Annotated in this window: 7 protein-coding genes; all 7 read left to right on the top strand. The window is 42.0% G+C overall.

Going from position 1 to position 12,784, the window contains the following annotated elements:
• Positions 1-56 precede the first annotated feature (56 nt).
• On the top strand, positions 57-509 hold the full coding sequence (locus tag RB151_RS13910) for an enhanced serine sensitivity protein SseB C-terminal domain-containing protein (RefSeq protein WP_042844633.1): 453 nt from the start codon (positions 57-59) through the stop codon (positions 507-509).
• A gap of 310 nt (positions 510-819) precedes the next feature.
• Positions 820-5,859, top strand: a complete 5,040-nt coding sequence (locus RB151_RS13905) for an alpha-2-macroglobulin family protein (RefSeq protein WP_071548207.1) — start codon at positions 820-822, stop codon at positions 5,857-5,859.
• A 74-nt stretch (positions 5,860-5,933) separates the two neighbouring features.
• Positions 5,934-8,255: a peptidoglycan glycosyltransferase PbpC gene (pbpC, locus tag RB151_RS13900; protein ID WP_071548206.1), complete on the top strand. Its 2,322-nt coding sequence runs from the start codon at positions 5,934-5,936 to the stop codon at positions 8,253-8,255.
• A gap of 279 nt (positions 8,256-8,534) precedes the next feature.
• On the top strand, positions 8,535-8,960 hold the full coding sequence (gene ndk / locus RB151_RS13895; RefSeq protein WP_042844627.1) for a nucleoside-diphosphate kinase: 426 nt from the start codon (positions 8,535-8,537) through the stop codon (positions 8,958-8,960).
• A gap of 159 nt (positions 8,961-9,119) precedes the next feature.
• The gene (locus tag RB151_RS13890; protein ID WP_042844625.1) at positions 9,120-10,301 is read left to right on the top strand and encodes a bifunctional tRNA (adenosine(37)-C2)-methyltransferase TrmG/ribosomal RNA large subunit methyltransferase RlmN; all 1,182 of its coding nucleotides are present in this window, start codon (positions 9,120-9,122) and stop codon (positions 10,299-10,301) included.
• 201 nt (positions 10,302-10,502) lie between these two features.
• Complete coding sequence (rodZ, locus tag RB151_RS13885) at positions 10,503-11,459, top strand: cytoskeleton protein RodZ (RefSeq protein ID WP_042844624.1); 957 nt, start codon at positions 10,503-10,505, stop codon at positions 11,457-11,459.
• Positions 11,460-11,616: 157 nt separating this feature from the next.
• Entirely contained in the window at positions 11,617-12,735 is a 1,119-nt protein-coding gene (ispG, locus tag RB151_RS13880) for a flavodoxin-dependent (E)-4-hydroxy-3-methylbut-2-enyl-diphosphate synthase (protein WP_042844622.1), read from the top strand.
• Positions 12,736-12,784: the final 49 nt, after the last annotated feature.

The following is a 12,784-nucleotide window of genomic DNA, read 5'->3' as shown; positions in this document are numbered from 1 at the left end:
ACCTCAATGAAAGTGCGAGTATAATCAGCAATTATTTTTAATAGCAGGGGATGGCAATGTCGCAGCAATCGAATAATAACAGTTCTATCCAAGAAACTGAGATCCAATATACTGAGTTAACCGTACCAAAAGGCTCATCACTTAAGCTAAGTGCTTTAGAAGAACAGCCACAAGCAATTGTCGATGCACTATCTGAGTTTTTTAAACAACACAAAGTCGTAAGACGTGGGTTTATAGTATCGGCAGTTGAGGATGAAGCTAGCGAAGAAAACCCAATTTTGTTGGTTGCATTGGAATTTACCGCGGGTGCTGAAAATATTGATGCAATTATTCATGATGCTGGGACATTAGCGTGTGATTTCTTAGCAGATAATGAATCGATTGATTTTTGTATCGTTAATGAACATGAAAAAGGGGTTAGTCATTTTATTACGCAGCATGTCCAGCCATTTTATCAACGCCGTTTAGGCAGTTTTCTACGAGATACTATCCCTGTCAAAAATACCTGATAAATAATATCTGAGTGGGAAAGTAGTTTTTTCTCACTCATAAATAAAAAATAGTCTTGAATAAACTTTTTTCTGCTTTCTATTGATAAACATTCCACATTCTTACGGTATTTTTTCCTAATGGTTTTTTCCGTTTTGTCTGATAGGTGTTTTTATAACACTCTGTTAAATTATATTGATGAAAGAAATAATTATTGGAAAACATCACTAATACATAAATTTAGTCATTTCCTAGTATCTAGTGGGTTTTAACTTCCTGTTAAAACCATAAAAAAATAGAAAAAATTAACTTATTAAAGGGCGGGCGGTAATGAAACAACAATCAGGTTGGGCTTCATTGGCGGGTCTAAAAACGAAAAAACGTTATCTTGCAATAGCATTAGCATCAGTCATTGCGTTAGTGGGGTGCGATAATACAGAAGACACCACTAAAAATGAGCAAAATGTGTCATCTACGGCACCAGAAAACCAAACCAAAACAGCACCTGTTGCAGAACAAAAAAAGTCAGCACCAAAGCTTTCTACTGAAGAAATGGTAAAAAAATACGCAGGGAAAGACTTAACAGTGTTGGATGCATCTGAATTACAGCTTGATGGTGCTAGCGCCATGGTGGTGACTTTTTCTGTACCATTACAAGCAGACCAAGACTTTGGTCAGTATTTAAACTTAATTGATGTGAAAACAGGTAAGCTGGATGGTGCTTGGGAACTATCTGATAACCAGATGGAATTACGTTTTCGCCATCTTCCACCTTCAAAAGAATTAAATTTATCGATTAACCCAGGTATTAAAGCGGTTAACGAACGCACACTCTCTGAGAGTTTTAATAAAAAGCTGACAACTGCCCAGATCATTCCAACCGTTGGCTTTGCGAGCAAAGGTTCTTTATTGCCAAGTAAGGTTGCTCAAGGCTTGCCAGTTATTGCATTGAATGTTGATAAAGTTGATGTGAATTTTTTCCGTGTAGACGAAAAACAACTACCGCAATTTTTGGCGAAGTGGCAATACCGCAGTAATTATGAATATTGGTATTCAGAAGAGTTTCTTGACAAAGTTGAACTGGCTTACACCGGTCGGTTTGATTTAAACCCGGATAAAAATACACGACAAACGATTTTATTGCCGTTAAAAGACATCAAAGAACTACAGCAAGATGGCGTTTATTTAGCCATCATGCAAAAAGCGGGGAGCTACAGTTACCAATTCCCAGCTACGGTATTCACATTAAGTGATATTGGAGTGTCATTACACAGCTACCAAGACCGTGTCGATATCTTCACTCAATCATTAGCGAAAGGCTCTGCAATTAAAGGCGTAGAGTTACGTATTTTGGATGACAAAGGCCAGTTAGTCACAAAAGGGACAACGGATGGAGATGGTCATGCGCAATTAGACAAATTGGCGGGTGGAAAATTATTACTGGCAACCCATGATGGGCAAACCAGCATGATTGATTTAACACAACCTGCGCTTGATTTATCGGAATTCGACATTTCAGGGCCAGAGGGCTACGCAAAGCAATTTTTCACCTTTGGACCTCGTGATTTATACCGCCCAGGCGAACTATTATTAGTCAATGGGTTATTACGTGATGGGGATGGTAATCCCGTTAAAAGCCAACCCGTCAAGGTGGACGTATTAAAAACGGATGGGCAAGTTGTAAGAAGCTTTGTTTGGCAACCGGATGAAAAGCAAAATGGCTTATATCAGTACCAATTTGAAATCCCTAAAAATGCAGAAACAGGTGGTTGGTCATTACGCTTTGATTTAGGAGATGGTTCACCGCAACGCTATTATAAATTCAATGTTGAAGATTTTATGCCTGAACGGATGGCATTAGAAATCGAAGGTAGTGATGTTCCTCGTTTAACGGATCAGTCAGTAGATTTTGATATTCAAGGGCGTTATTTATACGGTGCGCCAGCAGCAGATAACCAACTGCAAGGGCAAATTGTATTAAAAGCGGATCGCGAAGCTGTAGCTAAACTCCCCGGTTTTGAATTTGGTGCCGTCAATGAGGAAGGTTTACCGCGTAAACTGGATGAGTTTGACCTGACACTCGATAGCAATGGGGAAACGGTCATCTCAATTCCAAACAGTAATTGGAGTTCAATTCGTTCACCGATTTCAGCTGTTTTACAAGCCAGCTTATTAGAAGCGGGTGGCCGCCCAGTAACGCGCCGCGCTGAGCAGGCTATTTGGCCAGCAGACAAGCTGGTGGGTATACGCCCATTATTTGCTAAAAAAGAAATTTACGATTACCGCACTGACCGCTATGTAAAACGCCATAATGTGGATGAAAACTCATTAGCAGAATTCGAATTAGTCATGGCAGATGCGGCGGGTAATAAATTGGCTGCAGAAAACTTAACAGCTCGTTTAGTGTATGAGCGCCGTGATTATTATTGGAGTTGGTCTGAAAGTGGTGGCTGGTCATCAAATTATGATCAAAAAGATTTAGTGATGGCGAATGAAAACATCACGATAGCTAAAGATGGTACTGCAAAAGTATCATTTCCAGTGGATTGGGGTGCTTTCCGTTTAGAAGTCGTTAACCCAGAAAATAAATTGGTCACTAGCCTTCAGTTTTGGGCCGGTTACTCATGGCAAGATAACACTGGCGGCAGTGGTTCCGTTCGACCTGACCAAGTGAAGCTAAGCCTGAATAAACCAGCTTATTTACCGGGTGAAAAGGCGAAAGTGCGCATCGAATCACCAAAAGCCGGGAAAGGCTATGTATTGTTGGAGTCGAGCAACGGCCCATTATGGTGGCAAGAAATTGACGTGCCTGAAAAAGGTTTAGATATTGAAATTCCAGTCAATAAAGAGTGGGCTCGCCATGATTTATATGTCTCCGCGGTTGTCGTGCGCCCTGGGGATGATTCTAAAGAAGCAACCGTGAAACGTGCGGTAGGCGTGCTTCATCTCCCTATTGCAGATGAAAACCGTAAGATTGCATTGGCACTAAGTGCACCAAATAAAATGCGCCCAAATCAAGATTTAACGGTAAAAATCAAAGCGACAGCACAAGACGGCAAGCCATTACCTGAAAAAGTGAATGTGTTGCTATCTGCGGTTGATACGGGTGTATTAAATATCACTGATTTTAAAACGCCAGACCCATACGATGCTTTTTTTGGTCGTAAACGTTATAGCGTGGACCAATACGATGTTTATGGCCACTTGATTGAAGGGCAAGGTAAAATTGCCAACCTACGTTTTGGTGGGGATAGCGAAGACGCTGCGATAGAGCGCGGTGGGATGAAGCCACTAACCGAAGTACAAATCATTGCTGAGCAAGCAACACCTGTGACCCTAGATAAAAACGGAGAAGGGGAAGTGAGTTTGGCTATCCCTGATTTTAACGGTGAATTACGTGTGATGGCGCAAGCGTGGAATGAAAAGGATTTCGGGCACGCAGATAGTAAAGTCACGGTTGCAGCGCCTTTAGTGACACAGATGTCGATGCCACGCTTTATGGCCGGAGGCGATAAGTCTTACTTTGCCCTTGATTTGACGAATATGACTGACAACACGCAAAACGTGACGGTCAATTTCAAGGCATCAGGAATGGTGAAACTTGATGGTGCTAGTAGCCGTGAATTGCAACTTCCTAAAGGGAAACGTACAACACTAACGTTACCAGTAAAAGCTGACTATGGTTTTGGTGAGGGTGAGGTTTCTATGACCATCAATGGCATGACGATTGATGGTGAAGCCAATAAAGAATATAGCAATAGTTGGAAAGTGGGGGTACGTCCAGCACAGCCAGCTGAAACTATTTCCTTCGCGACATCGATTGAACCGGGAAATGTATGGTCGTTACCGACTAACCAAATCGCAGGCCTACAGCCGGATACGATTGAAGGGCAAGTCTTGTTAACCAGCCGTCCTCCATTAGATATTTCCCGCTATATCAGGGAATTATTTGCTTATCCATACGGCTGTTTGGAACAAACGATTAGTGGGTTATATCCATCGTTGTTCTCAACTCAAGCTGAATTGAATAAGTTAGGGATCAAAACACAAACCGATGCCGACCGCCATAAAGCGATTGAAATTGGTATTCCACACTTATTGAGTATGCAACGTAATGACGGCGGTTTCTCACTGTGGGATAGAAATGGGCGTGAAGAGTATTGGTTGACGGCCTATGCTGCAGATTTCTTAAATAAAGCCAATCAGCGCGGGTTTACCGTACCTCAAGAAGCATTAAGTAATGCTAATACGCGTTTGTTAAGTTATTTGCAAGATGGTAATCAAATCAATTACCCATATACAGAGAATCAAGCGGGAGCTCGTTTTGCGACCCAGGCCTACGCAGGTTTAGTGTTGGCATCGCAACAAAAAGCACCTTTAGGCGCATTACGTCAGCTTTATAACCAAAGTAGCCATGCTGCAAGTGGTTTACCGTTAGTTCAGCTTGGTGTTGCTTTGAATCTAATGGGCGATAAAGCACGAGGCGAAAGCGCTGTTATTGATGGGTTGAAAAAACAGCGTAGCCGTTATAGTTATGTTGGTGATTATGGTTCGGTGATCCGCGATGATGCGATGATTGTTGCGTTATTAAATGAATATAATTTAATGCCAAAATCACGCGATCAAAAATTGCAGGTTTTATCTAATAATCTGATATCTCAGCGTTACTTCTCAACTCAAGAAAGCAATGCATTGTATTTAGCAGGGCGTTTCTACTTAAATGAAAGCGAATCTCCGTGGAAAGCGACGGTCAATGGTCAGGAACCACCAATGGTTTCAGATAAACCCGTAAGTGAGTTCTTGAGCAAAGATCAGCTACAGACTGGTTATAGCATTGAAAATAGTGGCACTAACACCCTATATACGCGTTTAAATGTAGTGGGTTATCCGCAGCAGTCACCAAAACCAAGCTCAAATGTGTTAGGTATCTCTCGCAGTTACTACGACATGAAAGGTAACCGTATTTCATTAGATAGACTCAGAAGTGGTGAAATGGTGGTGGTTAAACTTGAAGTTCAAGCGTCACAAAGTGTGCCTGATGCGTTGGTGGTTGACTTACTGCCAGCAGGCTTAGAATTGGAAAACCAAAACTTAGCAAACAGCAGCGCTAACTTAAGTGAATCAGCACCAAATCTTCAAGAATTAATTGATGATATGCAACAATCACAAATCCGCCATATGGAATACCGTGATGATCGCTTTGTTGCTGCCGTTGAAGTTCAGAAATATCGGCCGACAACATTGGTGTATTTAGCGCGCGCAGTGACACCGGGTGTGTATAGCATCCCTGTGCCACAGGTTGAATCAATGTATGTACCTGAATGGCGTGCGACAGGTTATTCTGATGGCCAACTAGAAATCGTTCGTTAATTGTCACCTAAAGCCCTTATATTGGAGTTAAGATATAAGGGCTTTTTTATTTCATCATCTTGGTACATCCATCAATGAAAAAATGGTTACGTCGCACCACCTTTACACTGTTACTGTTAGTTATTTTTCTGCCATTACTATTTTTTATTGCAGACAAGATTTGGCCTTTGCCAATTAAAAAAATAGAAATGGCACGAACAGTCGTGGCGGCGGACGGAACGCCTTTATGGCGCTTTGCGGATAAAGAAGGGATTTGGCGTTTTCCTGTCCAGTTGGAAGAGGTTTCGCCAGATTTTATCGAAGCATTGTTAACCTATGAAGACCGTTATTTTTATCGTCACCCTGGGGTAAACCCGTTTTCATTAGTAAGAGCTGCGGGGCAGTTGGTGAGTTCAGGTCGTATCGTGTCCGGTGGGAGTACTATCTCCATGCAGGTTGCTAGGCTAATCGACCCTCACGAAAGAACGCTTGGCGGAAAATTAAAACAACTCTGGCGTACCGCTCAACTTGAATATCATTATTCTAAAGACGAAATTCTTGAGATGTATTTAAATCGCGCACCATACGGTGGGACGATAGAAGGTATTGGGGCTGCTAGCTGGGTCTATTTAAACAAAGCCCCTGCCAAATTAACGGCAAGTGAAGCTGCATTATTTGCGGTTTTACCTCAGGCTCCAAGCCGTTTACGACCAGACAGATACCCAGAAAGAGCGCAAGCTGCTCGTGATAAAGTGCTGGATAGGCTAGAAGAATACCAAGTGTGGAGTGCGGAAAAAGTTGCTGATATTAAACAAGAACAAATTTGGTTAGCACCGCGGAAAAATCCGCATTTGGCTCCTCTATTGGCTCGACGAGTCACTAAAGACACCCAAGAACCAATTATTGAAACTACCATTGATGCCAGTTTGCAAAGGCAATTGGAAGATATGGCTATGAATTGGAAAAACCAATTGCCCAAGCAAACTTCGCTGGGGATTTTGGTGGTTGATCATACTGATATGAGTGTAAAAGCCTATATTGGGTCAATCGATTTCTTAGATGATAGCCGTTTTGGTCACGTCGATATGATTAGTGCATGGCGTTCACCGGGGTCTACGCTGAAACCTTTTTTATATGGGTTAGCGATGGACGAAGGCTTAATTCACGCAGAATCACTCTTACAAGATGTTCCAAGGCGGTTTAATGATTATCGACCGGGAAATTTTGACAGTGGTTTTAATGGCCCAGTCAGTGTGAGTGATGCGCTGGTTCGTTCCTTAAATTTACCGGTAGTCCAGTTATTGGATATCTACGGTAGTAAACGTTTTACAGCGCAATTACGTAATGTTGGAACTGAGTTACGTTTCCCATTGGGAAGCGAACCTAACTTATCGTTGATCTTAGGCGGAACTGCAACTCGCATGGAAGATTTAGTCTCTGCATATAGTGCATTTGCCCGCAAAGGTCATGTCTCACCTTTGCGGTTTAAACCGTCAGATCAAATCCGAGATAGGGTACTAATGTCACCGGGGGCGGCATGGATAGTGCGACGCATTATGGGGGGAGAAGCACGCCCAGTGCCTGATGAGAATTTATCAGGGCAATTGAATTTAGCTTGGAAAACAGGGACTAGCTATGGCTATCGTGATGCATGGGCGATAGGGGTTAATCCACGTTATACTATCGGTGTTTGGGTTGGGCGTCCTGATGCGACACCCGTGGCGGGGCAGTTGGGTTTTGCGACCGCGATTCCGATAATGAACCAAGTAAATGCCATGTTGCTGAGTAAAATATATTCATCCCATCAACCGTTGCCAAAAGATATTAAACCCGCCAGTGTCAGCCAAGCTGTGATTTGTTGGCCGGGAGGGACATCATTATTGAAAGACGACAGTAATTGCCGTCAACGGCGGTTAAGTTGGATTTTGGATAATACCATCCCGCCAACCTTGATGGCGAGGGACCAAGAATCGTTATTAGGTTTAAGACAAAAAGTCTGGGTTAATGACAAAGGGTTACAAGTCGCAGCCGATTGCCCGAATGCGCAAGAAAAAGAAGTCCACTTATGGCCCATTACGGTAGAGTCATGGTTACCAGCAAGTGAGAAACGAGTTAATCGTTTACCAAAAGTAGACCTAACTTGCCCACCCCTCAAATTGGAAATGCCACCCTTGTTAATTTCAGGCGTGCGAGATAGCGAAGTTTTACAACGTTTACCCGGAAAAACGAGCTTGGATTTACGTCTCGTCACTCAAGGTGGGCAGGGTGAAAAATGGTGGTTCCTAAATGGCGAGCAAGTTAACACGACAGAGCAAAATGGTTCAATTTTGCTGACACTTGATAAAGCAGGGAGCTACCAAGTTTCTGTATTAGATCTAAGCGGTCAAGTGGCGGCAATTAACTTTAGAGTTCGATAATAGTTGAAAAACGTGACTTACCCGAAAAAATAGTGTTTTTTGCTATAAAAAGTTTAACAAAATGTTGATGTGACTGTAGGAAATTGTAATCAGAGCCCCTATAATCATCGCCTTATTTTTCTTTTTCCTAGGTGTGCTTAATTTTAAAGCCTAAAAACCTAATATCAGAAATAGAAATAATATAAAAAACTACAACATGCCCCTATTTCACGTTCTTGAATCCTAACTTACAGGGAAGAGCAAAGAATAAAGGCCTAATAAATCGCTAAGAGGTTATTTATGACTGTTCAACGTACATTTTCTATTATTAAACCAAACGCTGTGAAGAAAAACGTCATCGGTGCTATCTACAACCGTTTCGAAAGCGCAGGTTTTTCTATCGTTGCTGCTAAAATGATGCATTTAACTCGTGAGCAAGCTGAAGGCTTCTACGCTGAACACAAAGGTCGTCCTTTCTTTGAAGGTCTGGTTGAATTTATGACTTCAGGCCCAATCATGCTGCAAGTGTTAGAAGGCGAAAATGCAATTCAACGTCACCGTGACCTGATGGGCGCAACTAACCCAGATAACGCATTAGCGGGGACTTTACGTGCAGACTACGCTGACAGCTTCACTGAAAACGCAACTCACGGTTCAGACTCTGAAGAATCTGCTGCACGTGAAATCGCGTATTTCTTCACTGCTGACGAAATTTGCCCACGCTAATACACTTTACATAATGCATTAGCATTATTGTTGTAAAGTTTGTACAATGCGACGCCCTGCTATTATTAGCGGGGCGATTATCTTTTTAAGACTGCAAAATTACGTCGTGCTATAATAAATGTTAGCACTGCCGAAAGTGTAATAACGAGGCAATACATCATGTCTGATATGACGACAGCTGCACAATGTGCAACTTCTTCCGCTATTTCTGTCACACCAGAAAAAACGAACCCAAAAACGAATTTACTTGATTTAAATCGCAAGCAGATGCGTGAATTTTTTGCACAGATGGGTGAGAAACCTTTCCGTGCGGATCAGGTCATGAAGTGGATTTATCACTATTGCTATGATGATTTCGATCAAATGACCGATATTAATAAAGTCCTGAGAGCAAAACTGAAAGAAGTCGCGGAAATCCGCGCTCCTGAAGTATCTGAGGAACAACGTTCATCTGATGGCACCATTAAATGGGCGATAAAAGTAGGAGATCAGTTGGTTGAGACGGTTTATATCCCAGAAGCAGACCGTGCAACGTTGTGTGTTTCTTCACAAGTTGGTTGTGCGCTGGAATGTAAATTTTGTTCTACGGCACAGCAAGGGTTCAACCGTAACTTGCGTGTTTCAGAAATCATTGGTCAAGTATGGCGAGCGGCGAAAATTATTGGTTCGTTGAAATCCAGTGGTCGTCGTCCAATCACTAACGTTGTTATGATGGGAATGGGCGAGCCATTACTGAATCTGAACAATGTGGTCCCAGCCATGGAAATTATGTTAGATGATTTCGGTTTTGGTTTATCTAAGCGCCGAGTTACGATTTCAACATCGGGTGTTGTACCTGCTTTGGATAAACTAGGCGATATGATAGATGTTGCTTTAGCCATCTCATTACATGCTCCGACAGACGATATTCGTGATGATATTGTTCCAATTAATAAGAAATATAACATTGAAACATTCCTCAACAGTGTAAACCGTTATTTAACAAAATCGAATGCAAATGCTGGGCGGGTTACGGTTGAGTATGTGATGTTAGATCACGTTAATGACAGTGTTGAACAAGCACATCAACTGGCGGAATGTTTAAAAAACACACCAAGTAAAATCAACTTGATCCCATGGAACCCATTCCCTGGTGCACCATATGGTCGCAGCTCAAATAGCCGGATAGACCGTTTCTCTAAGGTGCTGATGGAATATGGCTTTACAACGATAGTCCGTAAGACTCGTGGTGATGATATTGACGCAGCATGTGGCCAGTTAGCGGGTGATGTGATCGATAGGACAAAAAGGACTTTGAAAAAACGTATAGCAGGGGAACCTATCAAGGTAAAAACAGTCTGATTTATAGATATTATCTAATCAGTGAGTTAGGTTATGTTTCGAGGCGTTTTACAGTTAGGCAAAACGTCTTTGTTCACCTACAATAGTTGAAGCAATATGATAAATTTAACTGTTGTTTCAAAACTATGATAAATTCTGACGAATAAAGCTACTGAATAGTTGCTTTATATTTTTTTAACTTGGAAATAGTGTTGCCAGCAAATGACTATCGAAAATAATACCGAACAAACCACTGTGACTGTAGGACAATTATTGGTGCAAGCTCGTGAGCGCATGGGGTTAACACAAGATATTGTCGCAGAACGATTATGTCTCAAAGTAAGTACGGTAAATGAGATAGAACAAGATATTCCCCCCGCTGGCGTGGAACCTACATTTTTACGCGGTTATATTCGTCTATACGCACGTATGGTGGGTGTGGCTGAAAGCGAAATTAAAGACTTAATGAAAACGGAAGAGCCTGTTCCGTTAGCAAAAGTTTCTCCAATGCAAAGCTACTCACTAGGCAAACGACGTAAAAAACGTGAAGGCTGGTTAATGAAACTGACTTGGTTAATCGTAATTGTACTGATTGCGATGGTCGGTATCTGGTGGTGGCAAGATCACAACGCGCAAAAAGACGAGTTAGTCTCGATGGCGAGTCAGAACGATTTGATATTGTCTCAGCAAGATAACAATACAACCCCTGTTGACTTACCAAGTCCTACAGGTGAAGCACCTATCGGGGCTGCAATATTAGAAAATACCCCAGAAACATTGGCTCAGCAACCGTCGACGGCGGCTCCTTCATCGGTTAATCCAGTGGAAGAAAATGCGCCAGTGAAGACTATTCCACTACCGAATGCGGCCCAAACAACGAATGCGTTAGACCGAACGCATTCGGCTGAAAATACAGAAATTGCACCTGTTAGCAGTAGTGCGCTAGTGTTAAATTTCACGGGGCAGTGCTGGTTAGAAATTCGTGATGCGAATAATAAAATCTTATTTAGTGGTACTAAAAATAATGGTGATAAGCTCGAACTCGATGGCGCACAGCCTTATCGCTTAAATATTGGTGCCCCTGCGAATGTCACAGTACAATTCCAAGGTAATGCGGTGGATTTAAGCCGTTTCATCAAAGCGAAACGCCCTGCTAAATTGAAATTACCTGAAGCTTAAAGTATGACGAATAAAAAGAGGCAAACTATATCCGAAAACATCTTTTATGATAGTTTATAGTTTGCTTTCTTGTGTATAGTGAAACCAGTAAGACGAAATTGTTAACACTATAACACGGTATAAAAGAGCACATGGACGTTCGGAGAATTAAAGAAAAATGCATAATGAATCACCGATAAAAAGACGTAAATCCACTCGAATTAACGTAGGCAATGTGCCTATAGGCGATGGCGCACCCATCGCAGTTCAATCAATGACGAATACCCGCACAACGGATGTTGATGCAACGGTACAGCAAATTAAATCCCTTGAACGCGTTGGCGTAGATATTGTTCGTGTTTCAGTCCCCACTATGGATGCAGCTGAAGCATTTAAATTGATTAAGCAGCAGGTCAATGTGCCATTAGTGGCAGATATTCATTTTGATTATCGCATTGCCCTTAAAGTTGCAGAATACGGCGTTGATTGCTTGCGCATTAATCCAGGTAATATTGGTAGCGAAGAAAGAATACGCCAAGTTGTTGATTGTGCACGTCACTACAATATCCCCATTCGAATCGGTGTTAATGGTGGTTCCCTTGAGAAAGACATTCAAGAAAAATACGGCGAGCCTACACCAGAAGCGCTAGTCGAATCAGCGATGCGCCATGTGGATATTTTGGATAGACTGAACTTTGATCAGTTCAAAATCAGCGTGAAAGCCTCTGATGTCTTTTTAGCCGTGGGGTCTTATCGCTTATTGGCAAATAAAATTGATCAACCCTTACATTTGGGGATCACCGAAGCTGGTGGCGCACGTTCAGGCTCGGTTAAATCTGCAATTGGCTTAGGTATGTTATTGTCGGAAGGTATTGGTGATACCTTGCGAATTTCATTAGCCGCAGACCCAATTGAAGAAGTAAAAGTCGGTTTTGATATTCTAAAATCATTACGAATTCGCTCTCGCGGTATCAACTTTATTGCTTGCCCAACCTGTTCACGTCAAGAGTTTGACGTCATTGGGACCGTTAATGCTTTAGAACAACGTCTAGAAGACATTATTACGCCAATGGATGTCTCGATCATCGGTTGTGTGGTTAATGGCCCAGGTGAAGCCGAAGTTTCAACACTTGGTGTTGCAGGGGCGAAAACTAAAAGCGGTTTCTATGAAGATGGTAAGCGGCAAAAAGAACGCTTTGATAATGATAATATTATTGACCAACTTGAAGCGAAAATCCGTGCTAAAGCGGCGATGATGGATGAGAGTAACCGGATCGAAATTAACCTAAAAAATTAATTAGGTAAATAAACTGGCTCGTATAGAGCCAGTTTTTACATTTATCAGG

The organism is Providencia rettgeri (assembly GCF_001874625.1).
GTDB lineage: Bacteria > Pseudomonadota > Gammaproteobacteria > Enterobacterales > Enterobacteriaceae > Providencia > Providencia huashanensis.
The sequence above is the reverse complement of the archived record's forward strand: the minus strand, read 5'-3'. Positions and strand labels throughout refer to the sequence as shown.

Excerpts from the sequence above, each read along its gene's own strand:
- rodZ (WP_042844624.1), top strand. The coding sequence starts at position 10,503 with ATGACTATCGAAAATAATACCGAACAAACCACTGTGACTGTAGGACAA.
- ndk (WP_042844627.1), top strand. The coding sequence starts at position 8,535 with ATGACTGTTCAACGTACATTTTCTATTATTAAACCAAACGCTGTGAAG.
- pbpC (WP_071548206.1), top strand. The coding sequence starts at position 5,934 with ATGAAAAAATGGTTACGTCGCACCACCTTTACACTGTTACTGTTAGTT.
- ispG (WP_042844622.1), top strand. The coding sequence starts at position 11,617 with ATGCATAATGAATCACCGATAAAAAGACGTAAATCCACTCGAATTAAC.
- RB151_RS13910 (WP_042844633.1), top strand. The coding sequence starts at position 57 with ATGTCGCAGCAATCGAATAATAACAGTTCTATCCAAGAAACTGAGATC.
- RB151_RS13905 (WP_071548207.1), top strand. The coding sequence starts at position 820 with ATGAAACAACAATCAGGTTGGGCTTCATTGGCGGGTCTAAAAACGAAA.
- RB151_RS13890 (WP_042844625.1), top strand. The coding sequence starts at position 9,120 with ATGTCTGATATGACGACAGCTGCACAATGTGCAACTTCTTCCGCTATT.